The sequence below is a fragment of the Micromonospora sp. PTRAS2 genome (assembly GCF_054052245.1).
The window spans coordinates 911,380-932,782 of sequence record NZ_JBSWBU010000001.1 but is presented as its reverse complement, the minus strand read 5'-3'; the positions used below and the strand labels follow the sequence as shown (position 1 = coordinate 932,782).

Sequence of the window (21,403 nt, the reverse complement as noted above, 5' to 3'; positions counted from 1 at the left end):
AGGCAGGGGCCGGCATTCAGCCGGCGAGGATGATGTTGTGGAGGTGGGCGATGCCGGATGCGGTGTCGGTCAATGTGTGGGCGGCGCGTCGGTAGTCGCGCAGGATCTTGAAGGTCTTCATGCGGGCCAGGGCGTGTTCGACCTGCGCGCGGACGGTGCGGTGGTGCTTGTTCAGGTCCTTCTTCCAGTCGGGTAGTTCGCTGCCGTCGGTGGGTTTGCGGTACGGGATGATCACCTCGGGGTTGCCGCGGTAGGCGCCGTCGGCCATGACCGGCCGTCCGGCCAGCCTCTGGTCGATACCTGAGCTGCGGTAGACGACGGTGTCGTTGCGGTTGCCCGGCTGCGGGTCGCCCAAGGCGACGACCAGGCGGGTGTGGGCGTCGATCGCTACTGCAGGTTCGCCGAGCAGCGGTAGTTCTTGCTCGGGACGGCCAGACGGTGGTCCCGGGTCGGAATCAGGGTGCCGTCGACGATGGCGATCTGGTCGACCCTGCGCCGACGTCCCGGGGCCAGGGCGAGCAGGGGGCCGAGGGTGTCGATGACCCGGTGGGCGGCGGAGTGCGACACCCCGAACAGCGGACCGATCTGCCGCATGGTCAGGTTCGTGCGCCAGTACGCGGCTACCAGCAACACCCGGTCGGCAAGGTCGAGAGAACACTGCCTCCCCGGCCGCCCGTCAGCGATCGCATCCCTGACACGCTCGGCGACCAACCTGACCAGCCTGCGGAACTGGGCGGGCTGCAGCCCGGTGAACGGGAAGATCCACTCCGGGCGGGCCGCCGAGATCACCTGCACCCCGACATGATCCACCATGGACCACCCGGCGAGTTACGAGACGTCCCTTAGGGCGTCAAATCACCGCTCGTTGACGCATGGATCACGTCTCGGATGTAGTTCGCGCCGGACTTGAGCAGGTGCGCGATGTCTGGTGCCGGCTACCCCTGGGCGGCGGACACCAGCACCACTATCGCGCGGCGCAGCCTCACCGGGTCCTTCGCGGTCCAAGTGATCCGCTGCAACCGCTACCCCTCAGCCATCGAAACCTGCCGAACGAACAGCTCCAGGCGTCTACCCCACCCGGCGCCACCTCTCCCAGCCTCATGCGTTGGAGGACGGCCTGGAGCAATGCTCGAAATCTGTGGATGAGCGTCGGGCACCGCACCTGGTCGCCCTCGTTCGCGCCGGCGCCCGCTTCGAACGCGGCAAACTCGTCGAACGGCCCAACACCGAGCTCGTCACGACCGAGGCCGCAGCCGCCTGATCAAGATTTCTCATCCACAAGTCTTGACTATTGCTCACGGCCTGCCCGACACGCACTCAGAATCGGTGGGATTGCACTCCTCAAGGGAGGAGACAGGATTGGTTAGGTCGGACCTGGGAATCGAACGCTTCCCAGGTCCGACCTAGAATCAATACCTACTACAAAGCGCTAGCTGCAAGATCCGGTCTCCCAACGGTGAGAGCGCATCCCACCTTCGGCGTTATACTGGACTCCCCTTTTAGCACAGAACCACTCATAGTTGTAGTCAGTGCCGAGGTAAAGATGAACACCGGGGTAACTCGTGTTCGTTCCGCGATTCCAGAAGGATTTCATCGACGTCGTCTTGGACCAGGAACAGACGATGTCCCCCGACCACCAATCGCTGTCCGCGTTCGACCAAGAGCATCGAGAGCCAGTACCGTTCGAACCCGACCAGACACATAGGTCACCAACAGGGCAGTCCCAGGCTGCACTAGCCGAAGCCTGCACGACGGTGGCGGGCGCACCGAAGAGGATCATTGCGGACAACCCGATCACGCCAACAATCTTCTTTAACACCCCAATGACCTCCTCGACAGAATCACCAACAGGGTGAATTACGCTTCGCGGCGCGCCAACGAACTCACCGTATCGCACTCCATCTATCGGTGCAAAGGTAGAAAATTCCTCCGCTCCATGCAAGCAGCCGCCCCTCCCGGGCTCTCGTAATCGGGACCGACCGACTTCGGCGGGCTACGCCCGCCGTCGACTGCGTGGTGATGGACAGGAATCGTCCCGTACCGGTGGCCCTCACCTGCCCCAGGGCAAACACTCCGATGGACGAAACGCCGTCGGCGGCCGGACGTGGTGTCCGGCCGCCGACGACGGGCGCTCAACTCGGTGCGTTCACTCCCGGGTGCGGGGCGTGATGGTCGGCAGCAGGCCGCCGCCGGTGCCCCCCTCGTTGCCGGGCCCGGGGTTCGTCGGCGTGTCGGGGCCGCCGCCCGGGTTGCCGGGGAGTCCACCGCCCGGGTTGTTCGGGTTGTTGGGGTTATTCGGGTTGGTCGGGGTGTTGCCAGGGTTCTGGCAGAAGATGTCCAGCGGGTTGCACGCCGGCGGGTCCGGGGTGGGCGGCGGGGGCGGCGGGTCGCCGTTGCCCGCCTCCGGGTCGCCGATGTTCGCGGCTGGCGGGAAGCTCTTCTTCGGCTCGCCCTTGAGGGCGTCGTTCATGAACCGCTCCCAGATGCCGCCGGGGAGGTTCGCGCCGCTGACCCTGGTGCCGTCCTTCAGCTTCAGCGGCAGCCGCTTCTGCACGTTGCCCACCCAGACGGCCGTGGCGAGCTGCGGCGTGTAGCCGATCATCCAGGCGTCGCCGTTCTCCGAGCTGTCGGACTTGAGCTCCCAGGTGCCGGTCTTGGCGGTGGCCTCGCGGCCGTCGGCGAGCCGGTGGTTGACCTGGCCCGGGTATTCCTTCAGTACCGAGGTCACGTCGGCCACGACGTCCTTGTCGATCCGCCGCTTGGGGTCGAGCTTCTCGCTGCTGACCTTCTCCCACTTGCCGGTGGTCTCGTTCTGCTTCTCCACCGAGTAGAGGAAGTGTGCCTTGTTGTAAACGCCCTCGTTGGCGAACGTGGCGACGCCGTTGGCGTGGTCGAGGACCGTGATCGGGTACTGGCCGTAGCCGACGACGTGGAAGAACGGCGACGGCGCGATGTCCTTCGGGTCGGTCTTCGTCAGGTCGTACGCCTTGGCGGGGTCGGTGTCCGTGCGCCACATCGTGGTGACGCCGGCCTGCTTGGCCATGTCGATGACCTTGTCCGGCCCGATCTCCTGGGTGACGTGGTAGAACGGCACGTTCAGCGACTTGAGGGTGGAGACCTTCAGGGTGCAGGAGTTGCCGCAGGACGGGTTGTCGACGCCCGCGTTGCTGACCTTGAACTTCGTGCCCTCGGGGGTGAAGCCCCGGCCCTTCCAGCGCGACTCCAGCGCCTTGTCGGCCTTCAGCGCGGCGGCCAGGGTATAGATCTTGAAGCTCGACCCCGGCGAGTGGCCGCCGGTGACGGTGCCGTTGGAGTCGGTGTTCTTGCCGGCGTAGTCGGTGCCGGTGCCGTTGTCGCCGCCGTAGTAGGCGACGACGCGCCCGGTCTGCGGGTCGATGGCGACGACCGCCGCCATCAGGTTCTTGGGCTGGCCGGCGAGCTCCGAGCCCTTCGTCTTGCGCTGGGCGGCCTCGACCGCCGCCTTCTGGATCTTGGTGTCGATCGTGGTGCGGATGCGGTAGCCGCCGGCCATCAGCGCCTGCGAGCAGAGCGGCTTCTTGTCGGTGACGTCCGCCTCCTTGTCGACGCAGAGGCCCTTCTCGCGCATCTCGACCTTGACGTAGTTGATGACGTTGCCGTACGGCGTGTTCACGCCAAAGTCGATGCCGGCGCCGCCGTTCTTGGGACTCTTGATGTTCTTCGGGTATTCGGTCGGGCGCTCCGGCCTGCCGGGGGCGTTCAGCCAGCCCTCCTCGACCATGCCGTTGATGACGTAGTCCCAGCGGGACTTGGCGTCGACCGGGTTGACGGCCGGGTCGTACCCCCTGTGGGTCTCGCTGGCGACCGGCTGCTTGATCAGCGCGGCGAGCACCGCGCCCTCGGCGACGGTCAGGCTCTTCGCCGGCTTGCCGAAGTAGGTCTGGGCGGCCGCCTCGATGCCATACGCGCCCCGGCCGAAGTAGATCACGTTGAGGTAGTGCTGCATGATCTGCGGCTTGCCGTACTTGTCGTTCAACTTGGAGGCGAGGATCGCCTCCTTGACCTTCCGGGCGTAGGTGTCGTCCTTCAGGTTGTCGTACGCGTTGCGGGCGTACTGCTGGGTGATCGTCGACGCGCCCTGCTTGTCGCCGCCGGAGACGTTGTTCCACGCGGCGCGGGCGATGCCCTTGTAGTCCACACCGGAGTGCCGGTAGAAGTTGCGGTCCTCGGCTGCGGCCACCGCGTCCTGCACGTGCTGCGGGATCTGGTCGATGGTGACCAGGGTGCGGTTCTGCTCGCCCACCTTGGCGATGATGGTCTTGTTGTCCATCGCGTAGAGCGTCGTCGCCTGCGGCGGCGTGGTGTCCTCGGGCAGCACGACGTTGGTCGAGTAGTAGGTGAAGCCGACCACGCCGATGCCGGCGAGCATGATGAAGACGGCGAAGCTGGCGATGAGGATGTTCGCCCGCCGGCGCTTGCGGGCCCGCGCCGACTTCGTGCGGCCGTCGGGGCCCCGGCCGCCGGGGCCGCGGTCACCCCCGCCGGGCGGTGCGCCGATGCCGGAGGCCGGGGAGACGCTCGCCCGGGCGACGGAGGCGCGGCCGGCGGGACCGCCGTACGGTGTGGCGCCCACGGACGCGGCGCCCACGCTCGCTCGTCCGGCGGAGCCGACACCAACGGATGCTCGACCGGCCGGGGAGACGGGTGCCGGGGAGACCGGCACCGAGGCGCGGCCCGGGGTGGCCCGGCCGGCTGTCGGCCCGCCCGGGGCCGGGGAGACGGGCACCGAGGCCCGGCCGGCCCCCGCGCGCCCGACCGAGGCAGAGCCCACCGAGGCGGAGCCGGCGGCGGCTGTGCCGCGCGGCGGAACCGCCGCCGAACCACCCACCGAGGCGCGGCCACCCGCAGCCTGGCCGCGGGGCGGCACGGAGGCGCGGCCCGGCTGTGCCGTACCCTCTGACCAGCTGCCGCGGGCGTCGTCGCCGCGACGGTACGCGTCGGCCGGGCCCGCACCCGGGTCGCCGTGGGCTCCCGGTATCTGGGCCCGCCCGCGCGAGGAGCTGGGATCGCCGTACGAGTTCATTCCTCACACCCTGCCGGTCGCGGTGGGACGCGATCGCGCCGCCACCGGTTTGCCGTGAGCTGAAACACAGGACGCCGCCGCCCGAACGAGTCGGGCCGAGGGCATCACTTCCGGATCAATCGGACCTATCGGTCCTAATAGCTGTCGGTTGTCCCGCCTCCTCCACATCGGGCCAACCGAGTCAGCTGGGTTCACCGTTGCGCCTCTCGCCTCCGCCGAACGGCCGGGCCGGCACCCGGGGCCGTGGCGGCCGAAGCACCGGCCGCGCCCTGGTCCGACCCGTCCTCCGCGCCGCCGACCAGCCCGTCCCGGCCCAGCAGGAACTGCTCGACGAGGTGGTTCCAGCCGCAGCCGAGGCACACCTCCACCACGAACACCTGGAACTCACGCAGCGTCATCGCCAGGACGGGCAACTCGGCAAGGGTACGCGCCTGCCCGGCGGACTGCTTGAGCTCGTCCCCGTAAATGTAGTGGACGTGGGTGAGGTTCTCACTGCGGCAGATCGGGCAGCGCTCCTCGGTGGGCTCACCGTGGAAGCGGGCCGCGTTCTTCAGGTACGGCGACGCGTCGCAGACGTCGTACGTGCCCACCCGGCCGGCGAGAAGTTCACGCAGCACCGCTCGCTTCCGGAGCGAGTAGTCGACGACCTGGCGCTGCGTACGCATGCGGAGAAGGGTACGCGGTCCGGCGCGGCGAGGCGACCACCGTCACAATCGGTGACCCCGAGAATTCGGCGTGGGGGTTTGCCCTGATCCTTGGTGAGCGGCTAACGTGCGATGTATCGGTCCGATACATCGCGGTGGTTGAGTCTCCGCGTCGGGGGGTAAGAAGGGGTGGCCCGTGCTCGATCTCGCCATCCTCGGCCTCCTCCAGGAGTCCCCGATGCACGGCTACGAACTCCGCAAGGAGCTCGCGGCCAAGCTGGGTGCGATCCGCGCGGCGATCAGCTACGGCTCGCTCTACCCCACCCTGCGCCGACTGCAGGCGGCCGGGTGGATCACCGAGGCTGACGAGACGCCCGCCACCGCCGAGGAGGTCCCCGCACTGACCAGCCGCCGGGGGCGGGTGGTCTACAAGATCACTGCGGAGGGCAAGGAACGCTTCGCCCAGCTGATCGCGCAGGCCGGCCCCGAGACGTACGACGACACGGGCTTCGGCGTGCACTTCGCGTTCTTCGCCCGCACCGACCAGGCGACCCGGCTGCGCATCCTGGAGGGCCGCCGCCGCAAGATCGAGGAACGCCGCGAAGGGCTTCGCGACGTGCTGGGCCGGGCGGCCGAGCGCCTCGACGCGTACACCCTGGAACTTCAGCGCCACGGCCTCGACGCCTGTGAACGCGAGGTCCGCTGGCTGGAGGAGCTCATCGCCAACGAGCGCTCCGGCCGTGCCCCGACGGTCCCGGACACCGGGACGGCCGGCGGCCGACGAGATAACGACAGCCCGCCTCCGCCTGGAGAGTCCAGGAAAGAGCGGCCGTGATGAAGAAGAAGGAGGCAGACGCTATGGGCTCCGTCCGCGTCGCCATCGTCGGTGTGGGTAACTGCGCCTCGTCCCTCGTGCAGGGCGTGGAGTACTACCGCAACGCCGACCCGAACGACCGCGTCCCGGGTCTCATGCACGTCACCTTCGGCGACTACCACGTCTCGGACGTGGAGTTCGTCGCGGCGTTCGACGTCGACGCCAAGAAGGTGGGCATGGACCTCGCGGAGGCGATCGTCGCCAGCGAGAACAACACGATCAAGCTCTGCGACGTGCCGCCGACCGGCGTCAGCGTGCAGCGCGGCCCGACCTTCGACGGCCTGGGCCAGTACTACCGCGAGATCGTCGAGGAGTCGGACGCCGAGCCGGTCGACGTGGCCAAGGCGCTGCGCGACGCGCAGGTCGACGTCGTCGTCTCCTACCTGCCGGTCGGTTCCGAGCAGGCCGACAAGTTCTACGCCCAGGCCGCGATCGACGCCGGCTGCGCGTTCGTCAACGCCCTGCCGGTCTTCATCGCCTCCGACCCGGAGTGGGCGAAGAAGTTCGAGGACGCGGGCCTGCCGATCGTCGGCGACGACATCAAGAGCCAGGTCGGCGCGACCATCGTGCACCGGGCCCTCGCGAAGCTGTTCGAGGACCGCGGGGTCGAGCTGCTGCGCACGTACCAGCTCAACTTCGGCGGCAACATGGACTTCATGAACATGCTGGAGCGCAACCGGCTGGTCTCGAAGAAGATCTCGAAGACCCAGTCGGTCACGTCCCAGATCCCGCACGAGATGCAGAAGAGCGACGTGCACATCGGCCCGTCGGACCACGTGCCGTGGCTCGACGACCGCAAGTGGGCCTACATCCGCCTGGAGGGCCGCTCGTTCGGCGACACCCCGCTCAACGCGGAGCTGAAGCTCGAGGTGTGGGACTCGCCGAACTCGGCGGGCGTCATCATCGACGCCGTCCGGGCCGCGAAGATCGCCCTGGACCGCAAGATCGGCGGCCCGATCCTGTCGGCCTCGTCGTACTTCATGAAGTCCCCCCCGGTGCAGTACGCCGACCACGACGCGCACGCCGCCGTCGAGTCCTTCATCAAGGGCGAGGTCGAGCGCTGACGCGCTGACGCGGGCTGACCAACAGCACGATCACGGAGGGCCGGGTCCGTCGGGACCCGGCCCTCCGTGGTTCCTTCAGGCCGCCGTCGGGACTGTGGTCGTGGAAGGCGAGAAGGCCGAATCGCTGCACCAGCGCTACGATCGGCTGCGCCGGGCGGCGCTGCGCAACGGTGCCGCGCAGCGGATCCTGTTCGATCTGGAAGCGCGTCTGGAGTGAGCACATGGCGTGATCGTCTGTCGTTTACGGACACGACACACCGTTCCTTCTCTCGGTAGACGTCAGACGATCATGGTCCCAGCCTTGGGTTCACCCTTTCGTAGGCAGTGGCACCACGAGTGGACCGTGCTTCGACGCGCCTACAGCCGTCAGGACCAGGCGCGGCGCAGGGCGACGCCGGCCTCCAGCTCCAGCAGCTTCACCTTGCGCGGCAGGCCGCCGCCGAACCCGACCAGCTTCGCCCCCGCGCCCACGATCCGGTGACAGGGGACGATCACGGGGATCGGGTTGCGGTTGCAGGCCACCCCGACCGCCCGCGCCGCACCCGGATCGCCGCCGCCGATTAGCCGAGCCACCTCGCCGTAGGTCGACGTCTCCCCGTAGGGGATACGGGTCATCTCCCGCCACACCGCGCGCTCGAACTCGGAGCCCCGGCGCACCGCCACCGGCACCGTGAACTCGGTCAACTCCCCGGCGAAGTACGCCCGCAGCTCCGCCACAGCCCGGCCGGACAGTTCGTCGCCGGGGGCGTCGGCGGCGCCCTCCACCCGCCCGAAATGCGTGCCGCACACGGCTTCGTCGTCCGTGGCCACGGAGAACTCGCCGATCGGGGAGTCGAGCACGGTCCAGCGCACGCCCCATTCTCCCCCGTCTGCGCGGCTCGGCCCGATCCGGCCGCCCGGTGAGGCAAACTTCCGGTCCCGGCCGGCGTCTTGACCATCGGAGGTGGACGGTGGCTGAGGTGACCGACGGGGAGTTCACCGCGTTCGTCAACGACCGCGGCGAGGCCCTGCTGCGTGTCGCGTACGCCCTAGCGGGCAGCCAGCACGGCGCGGAGGACCTGCTCCAGAACGCGCTGGCCAAGGCGTACACACGCTGGCCGCAGATCCGGGGTGACGCCGAGCCGTACGTGCGTAGGATCCTCTACCACGATCAGGTCTCCGGCTGGCGTCGCCGGGCCCGGCGGCCCGAGGTACCGCTCGACGCGCTGCCCGAGGTGCCGGCCGAGCGGGACACCGGCCACGACGCCGACCTGCGGATGCTGCTGCGGGACGCGCTGCTGACGCTGCCGCCCCGCCAGCGGGCCGTACTGACCCTGCGCTACCTGGAGGACCTGAGCGTCGAGCAGACCGCCGCGCTGCTGGGCTGCCGGACGGGAACGGTGGCCAGTCAGGCGTCCCGGGCCCTGGCCAAGCTGCGCCGACTCGTGCCGGCCTTCGCCGAGTACGCCGATCGCCCGGAGGTGTCCCGATGAGTTCCCCGGCCGAGGAGGCACTGCGGGCGGCCGTACGTGATCTCGCTCGCCAGGCGCGGCCGGCGCCGGACCTGGCGGTGGGTGCGATGCGGCGCGGCCGACGGCTGCGGGCCCGTCGCCGGGCGGCGGTGGCAGCGGCCGCGGCACTGGTCGCCGTCGCTGCCGTGGCGCTTCCGTTCGTGCTGCTGAGGCCGGAGTCACCGGTCCGGCCGGCGGTGCCCGAGCCGACGGCTACGGTCACCCCGACCCCGGAGCTGCTGCCCACCCCGGGGCCGAGCTGGAGCGCCTCGCCGCTGGCCCTGCCCGGCGGCTGGGTGGTCACCGGCGCCGGCCGGGGCGGCTCCAGCCAGGGCGGCTCCGGCTGGGTGCTTGACCGCAGCCAGGGCCGCTACCGCCCCGTCCAGGGATACGACGGGGTGTGGCCCGCACCGGAGGGCACGCTCACCGCCCTGGCCGACGAGGACCGGCCCGGGGAGATCGGCCTGGCCGACGCGGCCCGGCGGCGGACGGACTGGTTCCGGACCGGAAAGTGGCTCATGCAGCCGCAGTGGTCGCCGGACGGCCGCCGCCTCCTGCTGACCATCCAGGGGGAGGGCGAGCCGATGCGCCTCGGCGTGCTCGACGCCGACGGCGGGGTCCGGACGTTCCCCGTCGACACGGACCGCTACTTCTGCACCGACTACTGCTTCTTCACCTGGGCCGGGGACGGCCGGGAGGTGGCGCTCCAGCAGACCGGCTCGGGCGGGCCGCAGTCGGAGTCCGCCCGGCATCCCCGGCGGGGCGTGCAGCTCTTCTCCGCCGAGGACGGCCGGCCCACCCGGTTCGTCGCGATGCCGGGCGACCCGGCCGGCCCCTGGGCCTGGTCGCCGAACGGGCGACTCGTGGTGGTGCAGGGCCAGCGCGAACCGCTGCTCGTCGAGACCGCCGACGGGCGGGTCGTCCGGTCCCTGCCGGCCGCCGACGCCGCCTTCGTCACCGACGACCGCCTGCTCTACCGACGCCCGTACGGCGACCGGGACTTCGTGCTCGCCGACCTGACCGGGCGGGAGCTGGTGCGGCAGCCGCTCCCGCCCGAACTGGTCGACCGGAACCTCACCGTCGCCCCGAGCTGACGAGGCGAGCGGCCGGAGGAGCGGCGAGGTCAGTTCCCGTAGGAGATGGTCCACTCCTTGCCGTCGAAGACGGCCTTGGCACTGGTCATGCCGTCGGGGTACACCACCTTGGCCGGTTGGGTGAGTTCGGAGACGTCCATCACCTCACTGCTCTCGAAACTCCCGAAGGCGACATAGTAGGTGGGTTTCGGGGTGAACTCGACCCCGGTGTTCGGCACCGTCGGCACCACGAACGTGCCGGCCCCCGACATGCCGATTCCCACGCTTCCCTGGTCGTCGTTCCCCGGCCCCGGTACGGTGTCGTCCTCCTTGATTATCAGACTTGAGCTATTCCCGGATGAGCTGGTCGGGCCGAATTCGAAACCGCCGTCGACGTAGGAGAGGGTGACCAGATTGTTCTGGGTCAGGTCTGCCGAGAGGATCTGGCCTGCCACAAACTGCGTCCCGGGGACGAGCGTGCCGACCTGACCCCAGACGAAGTTGTAGTCGATGCTCCACTTGTATTCGATAGTCGTCGACGGATGGCACATCTTCGACATCCAGGCGAGCGTGACCGCGTCACTCGGAAGCACGGGGTTCTCCTGGAAGAGGATGGCATTCATGCCATCCAGCGCAGAAGCGTTCGAGATCATGATGTTGTAGCCGACCGCGTCCTTCTTCGGCCGGCTGTCGTGGGGCGAAGCCCCGGACGAGGCGGCCCTCGCCTGGTCCGCGAGGCTTGTGCCGAACAGGGCGACACCCAGGCCCGCGCCCAGCGCGACCAGCCCACCCCGTCGGCTGATTCTGATCTCTCTCATCGCTCCTCCTCGCTCACGAAGAATGCCCCTGCCGACAGCCCACAAAGAGGAGAGGCGGCGTCAGGTTTTTGAATCAGAATGACCCTTGATCAATAAATTCGCGAGTGTCAATATGCTATGTAAGAAGTCCGGGCCAGGGCAAGGGCTTCCCCGTGGCGCGATATGGTCAACTCCCACTCGGCGGGAATTCGCGGCTCTCAAGCAGGATGGTTTACGCGGTATGCAGCGGAAGGTGCTTTAGGTGTGATTGACCTCGACGCCTTCGGCTCCGATGGACGCAGCAGCCGGTTCCGCCCGGACCGGCCGACCGGAACAGCCCTCTCGCCCCGGGTGACGGGGCACCCCGGCCACGCCGGATGACCTTGCACGGGGTGGCTACCGTGCAGGTCGTGGCCACCGGAACGCTCATCTTCCTGATCATTGGCGGGGCGGGCGTCGGCGTGCTGGCGCTGGCCCTGCTCGGCACCGAGCTGTTCCACTTCAGCCATCCCGGTGCCGACGGTCCGGTGTCCCTGGAGGCGGTCGCCGGGTTCGCCGGCGCGTTCGGCTTCGGCGCGGCGATCGTCAACGAGCTGCTCGGTGCGCGTACCCCCGGGATGGTGGCGGCGGCCGTGGCCGGCGGCGCGGTCGCTGCGGTGCCCACCGCGTGGGTCGCGGCCCGGATGAGCCGGGCGGCCCGCACCATGCGCACCGACCCCACGCCCACCCGCCACCACCTCGTCGGCGCGCTCGGCCTGGTCGTGACCCCGATCCCCGTGGACGGCTACGGCGAGGTCAGGGTCCGCGTCGCCGGCCAGCCGGTCAAGCTCAACGCCCGCGCCGACCGGCCGATCGGGATGGGCGAGCAGATCTTCGTGGTCGAGGCCCTGAGCGAGACCAGCGTGCACGTCGAGACCTACTGACCCCCACCGTCCTCCTCCCCTTGTCGCAGAGCGGAAGTCGTATGCCCCTTCTCATCGCCATCGGCGGCGCGGTACTCCTCGTCGTCGTCCTCGTCCTGTTCGTGCTGTCCCGGATCAAGGTCGCCGGGCCCAACGAGGCGTTCATCGTCACCGGCCGCAAGGGCCGGACCACCGAGACCGCCGACGGCGGCCGGTCCACCGACATGTCCGGCCAGAAGGTCGTCCTCGGCGCGTCGGTGTTCGTGCTGCCCGTGGTGCAGAAGCTCCAGTCGCTCGACCTGTCCAGCCGCCGCATCGACGTCGGCATCAAGGGCGCCGTGAGCAAGCAGGGCATCCGGGCCGAGCTGCACGGCGTCGCCATCGTCAAGGTCGGCGGCACCGAGGACGCGATCCGCGCCGCCGCGCAGCGCTTCCTGCACCAGCAGGACGAGATCGACAACTTCACCCGCGAGGTGCTGGCCGGCGCGCTGCGCTCGATCGTCGGCCGGCTCACCGTCGAGGAGGTCATCCGGGACCGGGCGGCGTTCGCCAGCGCGGTGGCCGAGGAGGCCGAGCACTCGATGACCAACCAGGGCCTGGTGCTGGACACCTTCCAGCTCCAGGACATCGTGGCCGAGGGCTCGTACCTCCAGGACCTGGGGCGGCCGGAGGCGGCCCGCGTGCTCAAGGACGCGGCGATCGCCGAGGCCCGGGCCCGGCAGCAGGCCGAGCAGGAGCGGCTGCTCGCCGAGGAGGCCATCGCCGAGGCGAACCGGAACCTGTCGCTCAAGCAGGCCGCCATCCAGGCGGAGATCGACGCGGCGAAGGCGAAGTCGGCGGCGGCCGGCCCGCTCGCCCAGGCCGAGCGGGACCAGGCGATCCTCTCGGAGCAGCAGAAGGTCGCCGAGCGCAACGCCGAGCTGAAGCAGCGCCAGCTCGACACCGAGGTGCGCAAGCCGGCCGACGCCGCCCGGTACAAGGTGGAGCAGGAGGCCGAGGCGGCCCGCAACGCGGCGGTGCTCAACGCCGACGCGCGGCGGCAGGCCACCATCGCCGCCGCACAGGCCGAGGCCGAGCAGGCCCGGCTCACCGGTGAGGGCGAGCGGGCCCGCCGGGCCGCGCTGGCCGAGGCGAACGCCATCGAGGGCGCCAAGGAGGGCGAGGCCGAGCAGCGTCGCCGGTCCGCGATCGCCGAGGCCGTCGAGCGGGAGGGCCAGGCCGAGGCCGCGGCCATCCTCGCCAAGGGCCAGGCCGAGGCCGACGCGATGGCGCGCAAGGCCGAGGCGTTCGCCGCGTACGGGGAGGCCGCGGTCCTGGACCTGCTGGTCCGGGTGCTGCCGCAGGTGGTCGAGGCCGCCAGCGCGCCGATCGGCGCGATCGACAAGCTGACCGTCATCTCCACCGACGGGGCGTCGTCGCTGACCAAGTCGGTGGCGAGCAACGTGGCGCAGGGCCTCCAGCTCGGCACCGACCTGACGGGCATCGACCTGGCCGGCCTGCTCGCCAAGCTGGGCGCGGCGCGCAACGCCGGCACCGAGGCGACCACGGTGGACGGGACCGCCGTCGACCGCTGACCCTGATCAGCATCACGAAGCCGGCCGGGCCCGTCGTGGGCCCGGCCGGCTTCGCTTTCGGTACGGAGGATTCGGCCGTCCCGGGAAAGGCCGGCGCCCGCCGGACCACCCCGGTCGTTGGGGGCGGTGCCGACGGGCGCCGGATGTGGTGCGGGATCCTCAGGCGAGGCCGATGGTGAACTGCTCCCAGGCGCCGACCGAGGTGCTCTTGGCGATCAGCGGCTTGCTGCCGCCGCTGTCCGCCTTGACGATCTTGCCGTTCGCGTTCGCGTACAGGTGGACGGTGCCGTCCGGGTGGTGCCAGCCGACGTAGAACGCCTCCCAGTCGCTGATCGAACCGGCCTTCGCCAGCAGCGGCTGGGAACCGCCGCTCTGCGCCGTCACGTACTTGTTGTTGACCAGGGCCCGGAAGGCGATCCAGCCGTAGCCGAGGTCGACCAGCTCGTACTTCTCCCAGGAACCGACCGAGGTGCTGCGGGCCAGCAGCGGCTTGCTGCCGCCACCGTCGGCCGCCACGAACTTGCCGTTCGCCTTGGCCTTCACGCTGACGATCGGGTTGGGCGCCTCGAAGTCGAACTTCTCCCAGGCGCCGATGCTGGCGCTCTTGGCGAGGAGCGGCTTGGTGCCCGCGCCGTCGGCGGCCACGTACTTGCCGTTGACCTGCGCCTTGAGGCTGACGCTGCCGTCGGTGTTGTTGACGAGCTGGAACTTCTCCCACGAGCCGATCGCGGTGCTCTTGGCGATCAGCGGCTTGCTGCCGCTGCCGTCGGCCGCGACGTACTTGCCGTTGGCCTTCGACTTGAGGGCGACCACCCCGCTGCTGACGGAGACGACGTCGAACTTCTCCCACCCGCCGAGCTGCCAGCTGCGGGCGATCAGTGGCTTGGAGCCGCCGCTCTCGGCCACGACGAGGGAGTCGTTGACCCGGGCCCGCAGGCCGACGTTGGTGCGGGCCACCGGGGTCGCGCCGACGTGCGCGAGCCGGTCGATGCTGCCCGCCGGGCCGAGCACCGCGCCGGAGACGCCGTTGGTGACGACGGCGTTGCGCACCTGCTGCGGGGTCCAGTTCGGGTTCTGGGCGAGCAGCTGCGCGGCGATGCCGGCCACGTGCGGCGCGGCCATCGACGTCCCGTTGATGGTCTCCGTCGCGGTGGTGCCGCCGATCCACGCCGAGGTGATGCCCACGCCGGGGGCGAACGTGTCCAGGCAGGTCCCGTAGTTGGAGAAGCCGGCCATCATGTCGACCCGGTCGGTGGCGCCGACGGTGATGGCGGCCGGCGCGCGGGCCGGCGAGTACGCGCAGGCGTCGTCGGCCTCGTTGCCGGCGGCGACGACGTAGGTGATGCCCTGGCCGATGGAGGTGGCGATCGCGTCGTCCAGCACCGGGTCCACGTCGCCGCCGAGGCTCATGTTCGCCACCGCGGGCTTCTGGGCGTTGTTGGTCACCCAGTCGATCCCGGCGACGACCCCCTCGGTCGAGCCGTAGCCCTCGCAGTCGAGCACGCGGACCGCGACCAGGTCGACATCCTTGGCGACGCCGTAGGTCGTGCCGCCCACCGTGCCCGCCACGTGCGTGCCGTGGCCGTTGCAGTCGGCGGCGTCGCCGCCGTCGATCGCGTCGAACCCGGAGCTGGCCCGGCCGCCGAAGTCCTGGTGGTTGATGTTGATGCCGCTGTCGATGATGTACGCGGTGACGCCGCTCGACGACGGGTACGTGTAGGACTTGCTCAGCGCCGGGGTGGTCTGGTCGATGCGGTCCAGGCCCCACGAGGGCGGGTTGGTCTGGGTGCCGCTCGCCGAGACCTTGCGGACCGGCTCGACGTACGCGACGTCCGGGTCGGCCGCCAGCCGCTTCGCCTCGGCGGGGGTGAGCTGCGCGGAGTAGCCGCGCAGGGCCCCGGTGAAGACCTTCCGCACCTTGCCGCCGTTGGCCTTGGTGAGCGCCTTGACGGTGCTGCGGGTGGTGCTCGCGGCGGCCTTGCCGTTCTTCAGCTTGACGATGTAGCGGCCCGGCACGACGCCCTTGGTCAGGGCGTCACGCGCCTGCGACCGCTTCGGCGCGGTCAGGTTCGGCCGCACCGGGTTGCCGGCGGCGTCCAGGCTGGACGCCTCGACGCCGGCCGGCTCCGGGCTGGCCGGGGCGGAGGGTTCGGCCATCGCCGCGCCGCCGGTGGTGGCGAGGGCGATGGAGGTCGCGGAGGCGAGGGCGAGCCCGGCCACCGCAGAGCGGCGCATTACGCCACGACGTGTCAAAGAGATCTCCCCGTTGCAGCATCGGCCGTCCACCTCGGACGGCCGAGAACAATGAATCAGGCCTCACACTGAAATGGACAGGAGGCCACGATGATGTTGCATCATCATGGACGCTGGCCGAAGGGAATTACCTCAGCCGATCGGTCGATACGCTACCGTCGCGTCGTCAGTTTCCCGACAGGACGCGCGATCGGAGCGCCGCGCCGTCCCGGCGGACCCGCGATCAGCCGCCGACGCCCTCTTCGCGGGCCCAGCGCAGCAGCTCCGCCTCGGCCTCGTCGCGGTCCAGCGGGCCGCGCTCCAGGCGCAGCTCCTTGAGGTGCTTCCAGGCCCGACCCACGATCGGCCCCGGCGGCACGCCGAGCAGCTCCATGATGGCGTTGCCGTCGAGGTCGGGGCGGACCCGGGCGAGGTCCTCCTCGGCGGCGATCCGGGCGATCCGCTCCTCCAGCGCGTCGTAGTCGGCCGCGAGGGCCGCCGCTTTGCGCCGGTTGCGGGTGGTGCAGTCCGAACGGGTCAGCTTGTGCAGGCGGGCCAGCAGGTCACCGGCGTCGGTGACGTAGCGGCGGACCGCCGAGTCGGTCCACTCGCCCCGGCCGTACCCGTAGAAGCGCAGGTGCAGGCCGACCAGCTTGACCACCTGGGCGGTGACGTCCTTCGGGTATCGCATGGCCTTCATCCGGGCCTTGGTGAGCCGCGCGCCGACCACCTCGTGGTGGTGGAAGCTGACCCGGCTGTCCGGCCCGACGGCCTTGGTGGCCGGCTTGCCGACGTCGTGCATCAGCGCGGCCATCCGCAGGACGAAGTCACACCCGTCGGTCTCGTACGACACTGCGTTGGCGACCACGGTGAGCGTGTGCTCGTAGACGTCCTTGTGCTGGGCGTGCTCGTCGATCTCCAGCTTCAGCCCGGTCAGCTCGGGCAGGAAGCGGTCGGCCAGGCCGGTGTCGACCAGCAGCCGCAGGCCGGTGATCGGGTCCGCGCCGCAGAGCAGCTTGGTGAACTCGTCGCGGATCCGCTCGGCGGTGATCCGGTCGAGGTCGGCGGCCATGCTGGTCATCGCGGCCCGCACGTCGGGGTGCACCGCGAAGCGGAGCTGGGCGGCGAACCGGGCGGCCCGCAGCATCCGCAGCGGGTCGTCGCCGAAGGACTCGGCGGGGGTGCCGGGGGTGCGGATCACCCGGGCGGCGAGGTCGTCGAGACCGCCGTGCGGGTCGGTGAACCGGTGCGCGGGCAGGCTCACCGCCATCGCGTTGATGGTGAAGTCGCGACGCCTGAGGTCCTCGGTGAGGCTGGTGCCGTACTCCACGACGGGGTTACGGCTGACCTGGTCGTACGCCTCGGCGCGGAACGTGGTGATCTCCAGCCGCAGCCCGTCGCGTTGGCAGCCGATGGTGCCGAACTCCCGCCCGGTCTCCCAGATCGACTCGGCCCAGCCCTTGACGATCCGCAGGGTCTGGTCGGGATGGGCGTCGGTGCAGAAGTCGAGGTCGTCGCCGAGGCGGCCGAGCAGGGCGTCGCGCACCGAACCGCCCACCAGGTGCAGTTCGTGGCCGGCGTCGGCGAACCGGCGGCCCAGCTCGTCGGCGACCGGCGAGACGCGGAGCAGTTCGGCGACGGCGTTGCGCTGCGCGGCGGTGAGTTCGCGGCGGTCGGCGGCGTGGGGTGCGGAGGCTTCGGACATGGGATCGCCAGCCTATCGGTCGGGTCGGGGGCCTGATCCGCCGGGCGCGGGTAACCAGCAGGTGTTGACTATGGTCATGGTGTGCGGGCCGGTGCCCGGCTCCGACGTACCCCTGGGAGGCTGGAGATGAGCGGCGGTCTCTACCGCAGCGCGAACGCCGCGCAGGGCGGCGGCCGGCCCCCCGGCGACGACGCCACCTTCATCTCGGCGGAACCGCTGAACCAGCCCGCGATCGAGTCGACCGCGCCGCCCCAGGAGCAGGTCGCCGAGGCCAGCGCCGCGACGAACAGCGCGGTGATGGCGATCGGCAGCCTGGTCAGCCGGGGCACGGGCTTCCTGCGCACGCTGGCGCTGACCGCCGCGCTGGGCGGGGCGCTGGTCGGCGACGCGTACACGACGGCGCAGATCCTGCCGGGGATGGTCTACGAGTTCCTGCTGGGCGGCATCCTCACCAGCGTCCTGATCCCGGTGCTGGTGCGCCGTCGCAAGGCCGACGCGGACCGGGGGCAGGCGTACACGCAGCGGTTGCTGACGCTCGCGGTGGTCACCCTGGCCGTCGCGGCGCTGCTCGCCGTCGCGGGAGCCTCGCTGCTGACCGCGCTGTACGCGAGCGACAAGTCCAGCGGCGACTACCAGTCGCTGGTCACCAAACTGTCGTACCTGATGCTGCCGATGATCTTCTTCACCGGCCTCAGCGCGTTGATCAGCGCGGTGCTCAACACCCGGGGGCACTTCGCCGCCCCGATGTGGGCACCGATCCTGAACAACCTCGTGGTGATCGGCACCGTCGGCCTCTACATCGCCATCTTCGGCGCGGAGATCGTCGACCCGGAGCAGATGACCACCGGGCGGATCCTGCTGATCGGCGGCGGCACCCTGCTCGGGGTGGCGATCCAGGCGGCCGGGCTGCTGCCGGCCCTGCGCAAGGTGGGGTTCCGCTGGCGGCTGCGGTTCGACTTCCGGGCGCTGGGCCTGGGCGAGCTGGGCCGGCTCGGCGCGTGGATGTTCTGCTACGTGGCGGTCAGCCAGATCGGCCTGATCGTCCTGTTCAACCTGCTCAACCGCGCCGGCCGGGAGAACGCCGCCGGCCCGCTGATCTACAACAACGTCTTCCTGCTGCTGATGATGGCGCACGGCATCATCGCCGTGTCGATCATCACGGCGCTGATGCCCCGGATGAGCGCCGCCGCCGCCGACGGCCGGTACGCCGACCTCGCCGCCGACCTGTCCCGGGGCACCCGGACGGTCACGGCGGTGCTCGCCCCCATCGCGGTCTGCTACGCGGTGCTCGCCGGCCCGCTGTCGGTGACGCTGTTCCGCTACGGCGCGTTCAGCGACGAGAACGCCACCGCCACCTCGCTGGTGCTGCTGGTCGCGGCGCTGGCCCTGGTCCCGTTCGCGGTCAGCCAGTTGTTCACGTTCGCCTTCTACGCGCTCCCGGACACCCGCACCCCGGCCCTGATCAACATTCCGGTGGTGGCGCTGCGGATCGGCGTGCAGATCGCGCTGTTCGCCGCCTTCTCCGCCACCTTCGCGGCGGCGGGGATGATGATCGGCAACGCGGTCTCCTACCTGGCCGCCGCAGTGTTCTCCGCGCTGCTGCTGCGGCCCCGGGTCGGCCGGATCGGGCTGGGCGGGATCCTGCGCACCCTCGGCAAGGTCCTGGTGGCCGCGCTCGGTGCCGCGCTGGCCGGCCTGCTCGTGGTAAACCTGCTGCCGGGCGGCGACACGCTGAGCTGGCCGCAGGCCGTGTTCCGGCTGGTCGTCGGCGGCGCGGTCATCGCGGGGACGTACCTCGGGCTGGCCATGGTGCTGCGGATCGGCGAGATCACCGAGGTGGTCGGGATGGTCCGCCGCCGCCTCGGCCGCTGACCGGGCCCGCTGGCCGCTTCGGGCCGGTCGGTCGAGCGGGCCCTCCGCTTGGCAGACACGGAGCGTGATCGAGGATCACCAGGCTGGGGACAGCCCTGTGGATAACTCAGCGATTCGCCGCTCAGCAGCCATAAGGCCCTGTGGACAACCAACCGTAAGGCTGAGCATGGCGGGCCGTTCGGCGGGGAATCCGTCGCCGTCGCCCGGACGCCACACCGACGCGGCCCCTGCAACGACTACTTGCCGTCAACCTCTAGATTGGCTAGTACATGTGCCAGCAACGCGGCCGACAACGGTCGTAACCGGACAGGCGCGGCCACTCCCGGCACCTCAGCCGGGTACGCCGGGAAGATGACATGTCGGGGAGGCCGGCAACCCGGGTAAGGTCGCTCTCGACGGGTACGGCTGACCCCGGCGCTCCGCGTCGAGACCGTCGGTCGGTTCCTCAACAGGCAGAGCGGGAAGCCAGATGCCCAGCAGCGCGGGTCCATCGATCGACACGATCACCGAGGGAGGACGGGTGACCCAGGTCGGCGAGGGTCAGCAGGCGGAGGAGAGCGCTCCGCCGATCATGACCTTCGGTGCTCCCACGGCCGGTGAGATCCTCGCCGAGCGGTACGAGCTGGTCGAGCACATCAACAACGACAGCGCGGGCCGGCTGGTCTGGCGCGGGGTCGACGTGGTGCTGCGCCGCCCGGTCGCGGTCGTGCTGCGTTACCCGGGCGGCGACTCGGCCACCGAGATGCTCCAGGCGGCCGTCGCGGCCAGCCGGGTGATCCACCCCAACCTGGTGGGCGTGTACGACGCGATCGACGAGGCCGAGCGGGCGTATGTGGTCCGCGAGTGGGTGGACGGCCGGTCCCTGCGGGAGATGGTCGCCGACGGCCCCCTCGACCCGGGCCGGACGACCGCGATCGGCAACGCCGTGGCCAGCGCGCTGGCGGCCGTGCACGCCACCGGCATGGTGCACGGCAACGTGCACCCGGGCACCGTCATGATCAGCGACGAGGGCCGCGTGGTCCTGGCCGACGCCCGCACCGACGGCGCCGACAGCCAGGAGAACGACGTCCGCGCGATCGGCGGCATCCTCTACTTCGCCCTGACCGGGCACTGGCCGCACGCCGAGGCCCCGCTGCACGGCGCCACCGCCGGGCACGGCCGGGCCGCGATCCCCGACGCCGTGCGCGACGCCAGCGGCGCGATCGCCGCGCCCCGCCAGGTCCGGGCCGGCGTGCCGGCCTACCTCGACGACCTCACCATGGACCTGCTCGACGCCGGCATCGCCCCGCCGCCGTCGGACGTGCTCTCGGCCGAGCTGGCCCGGCTGGACATCCCGGTGGAGGACGACGGCTACCTGGAGCCCGCCGGCCCGCTGCGGTTCGCCGCCGACAACGGCGAGGAGCCGTCGCCGCTGGCCTCGGTCGCCGGGCGGAAGGTCGCCGTCGGCATCGCCGGCCTGCTGGCGGTCGCCCTCGTCGGCCTGCTCATCGGCATCAGCATCCTCGGCAACGACGACGAGACGCCGGAGACCGAGCCGGTGGCCCGGCCGTCCAGCAGCGCCCCGGCGACCGAGGCGACCCCCGCCGCCGCCGTGCGCAAGCTGTCGGTGACCGAGGTCCGCATCGTCGACCCGGACAGCAAGCTCCGCGACGAGCTGGGCGGGGCCGAGAAGGTGATCGACGGCGACGCGGACAAGGGCTGGGACACCGACACCTACACCCGGTCGAACTTCGGCAACACCAAGAGCGGCATGGGCGTCTGGATCGACCTCGGCGAGGAGCGCACCGTCAAGTCGGTGCAGGTGAGCCTCTCCGCCACCGGGGCCTCCGCCCAGCTGTTCGCGGGCACCACCGACCCGCCGCCCACGTCGGCGGGCGACAAGGAGCTGTTCGCCAGCTACAAGAAGAACCCGATCGGGCAGCCCTTCGAGCAGCACGACGGCACCACGATGACCTTCAACGGCTTCGACGCCGACGCGAAATACCGCTACCTGCTGTTCTGGATCACCGAGCTGCCCACGAACGACCGGGGCTACCAGGTCGGCGTCCAGGAGATCACGGTCCAGGGGTCGTGAACCGGGGCCCGGCGACGGGGCACCGCAGCGATCGGGCGCG

The 21,403-nt window shown here is 70.5% G+C and carries 16 protein-coding genes and 2 pseudogenes; 10 read left to right on the top strand and 8 right to left on the bottom strand.

The annotated features are described in order from the left end of the window. Positions 1-16: 16 nt before the first annotated feature. Positions 17-795 (bottom strand): annotated as a pseudogene (locus ACVMYR_RS04445) (transposase family protein). Between the two features lie 310 nt (positions 796-1,105). Here ACVMYR_RS04445 and ACVMYR_RS04440 point away from each other — a divergent pair. Then, positions 1,106-1,261, top strand: coding sequence for a hypothetical protein (locus ACVMYR_RS04440; RefSeq protein WP_396789201.1), 156 nt, complete (start codon positions 1,106-1,108; stop codon positions 1,259-1,261). Positions 1,262-1,429: 168 nt separating this feature from the next. Here the strand turns inward: ACVMYR_RS04440 and ACVMYR_RS04435 are convergent, their stop codons facing one another. From ACVMYR_RS04435 to ACVMYR_RS04425, 3 genes are all read right to left on the bottom strand, one after another. After that, positions 1,430-1,780 carry a peptidase inhibitor family I36 protein gene (locus ACVMYR_RS04435; protein WP_396789339.1) on the bottom strand — a complete coding sequence of 117 codons (351 nt, stop codon included), beginning with the start codon at positions 1,778-1,780 and terminating at the stop codon, positions 1,430-1,432. A 366-nt stretch (positions 1,781-2,146) separates the two neighbouring features. Next, positions 2,147-5,062, bottom strand: coding sequence for a transglycosylase domain-containing protein (locus ACVMYR_RS04430; RefSeq protein ID WP_457121145.1), 2,916 nt, complete (start codon positions 5,060-5,062; stop codon positions 2,147-2,149). Between the two features lie 191 nt (positions 5,063-5,253). Next, on the bottom strand, positions 5,254-5,727 hold the full coding sequence (locus ACVMYR_RS04425) for a DUF5318 domain-containing protein (RefSeq protein WP_077935339.1): 474 nt from the start codon (positions 5,725-5,727) through the stop codon (positions 5,254-5,256). A gap of 175 nt (positions 5,728-5,902) precedes the next feature. Between ACVMYR_RS04425 and ACVMYR_RS04420 the strand changes: the two genes are divergently transcribed. The 3 genes and pseudogenes from ACVMYR_RS04420 to ACVMYR_RS04410 all read left to right on the top strand — a co-directional run. Further along, positions 5,903-6,541, top strand: coding sequence for a PadR family transcriptional regulator (locus ACVMYR_RS04420; protein WP_043960972.1), 639 nt, complete (start codon positions 5,903-5,905; stop codon positions 6,539-6,541). 23 nt (positions 6,542-6,564) lie between these two features. Then, on the top strand, positions 6,565-7,644 hold the full coding sequence (locus ACVMYR_RS04415; protein WP_077935340.1) for an inositol-3-phosphate synthase: 1,080 nt from the start codon (positions 6,565-6,567) through the stop codon (positions 7,642-7,644). A gap of 88 nt (positions 7,645-7,732) precedes the next feature. Continuing rightward, positions 7,733-7,861: pseudogene (locus tag ACVMYR_RS04410) on the top strand (XRE family transcriptional regulator); the annotation flags it as partial. A 149-nt stretch (positions 7,862-8,010) separates the two neighbouring features. Here ACVMYR_RS04410 and ACVMYR_RS04405 read toward each other — a convergent pair. Further along, positions 8,011-8,496, bottom strand: a complete 486-nt coding sequence (locus ACVMYR_RS04405) for a methylated-DNA--[protein]-cysteine S-methyltransferase (protein ID WP_457121144.1) — start codon at positions 8,494-8,496, stop codon at positions 8,011-8,013. Between the two features lie 98 nt (positions 8,497-8,594). Here ACVMYR_RS04405 and ACVMYR_RS04400 point away from each other — a divergent pair, with 98 nt between their 5' ends. Beyond that, complete coding sequence (locus ACVMYR_RS04400) at positions 8,595-9,116, top strand: SigE family RNA polymerase sigma factor (protein WP_178066976.1); 522 nt, start codon at positions 8,595-8,597, stop codon at positions 9,114-9,116. Further along, positions 9,113-10,228: a TolB family protein gene (locus ACVMYR_RS04395; RefSeq protein ID WP_396789206.1), complete on the top strand. Its 1,116-nt coding sequence runs from the start codon at positions 9,113-9,115 to the stop codon at positions 10,226-10,228. Before ACVMYR_RS04400 ends, ACVMYR_RS04395 begins: the two co-directional genes overlap by 4 nt. A 29-nt stretch (positions 10,229-10,257) precedes the next feature. Here the strand turns inward: ACVMYR_RS04395 and ACVMYR_RS04390 are convergent, their stop codons facing one another. After that, positions 10,258-11,025, bottom strand: coding sequence for a hypothetical protein (locus ACVMYR_RS04390; RefSeq protein ID WP_431892894.1), 768 nt, complete (start codon positions 11,023-11,025; stop codon positions 10,258-10,260). Positions 11,026-11,381: 356 nt separating this feature from the next. Here ACVMYR_RS04390 and ACVMYR_RS04385 point away from each other — a divergent pair, with 356 nt between their 5' ends. Both ACVMYR_RS04385 and ACVMYR_RS04380 read left to right on the top strand, forming a co-directional pair. Next, entirely contained in the window at positions 11,382-11,927 is a 546-nt protein-coding gene (locus ACVMYR_RS04385) for a hypothetical protein (protein ID WP_091276266.1), read from the top strand. Positions 11,928-11,968: 41 nt separating this feature from the next. Beyond that, a complete protein-coding gene (locus ACVMYR_RS04380; protein ID WP_077935346.1) occupies positions 11,969-13,480 on the top strand; it encodes a flotillin family protein in 1,512 nt (503 codons plus the stop codon). Positions 13,481-13,639: 159 nt separating this feature from the next. On the opposite strand, the gene ACVMYR_RS04375 is transcribed toward ACVMYR_RS04380, so the two are convergent. Both ACVMYR_RS04375 and ACVMYR_RS04370 read right to left on the bottom strand, forming a co-directional pair. Further along, on the bottom strand, positions 13,640-15,715 hold the full coding sequence (locus ACVMYR_RS04375) for a S8 family serine peptidase (protein WP_228986594.1): 2,076 nt from the start codon (positions 15,713-15,715) through the stop codon (positions 13,640-13,642). 241 nt (positions 15,716-15,956) lie between these two features. Further along, complete coding sequence (locus ACVMYR_RS04370) at positions 15,957-17,417, bottom strand: CCA tRNA nucleotidyltransferase (RefSeq protein ID WP_077935348.1); 1,461 nt, start codon at positions 17,415-17,417, stop codon at positions 15,957-15,959. A 126-nt stretch (positions 17,418-17,543) separates the two neighbouring features. Here ACVMYR_RS04370 and murJ point away from each other — a divergent pair, with 126 nt between their 5' ends. Continuing rightward, positions 17,544-19,289, top strand: a complete 1,746-nt coding sequence (gene murJ, locus ACVMYR_RS04365; RefSeq protein ID WP_077935349.1) for a murein biosynthesis integral membrane protein MurJ — start codon at positions 17,544-17,546, stop codon at positions 19,287-19,289. Between the two features lie 469 nt (positions 19,290-19,758). Then, positions 19,759-21,363 (top strand): protein kinase family protein, encoded by a 1,605-nt coding sequence (locus ACVMYR_RS04360; RefSeq protein ID WP_457121143.1) that lies wholly within the window; start codon positions 19,759-19,761, stop codon positions 21,361-21,363. Positions 21,364-21,403 lie beyond the last annotated feature (40 nt).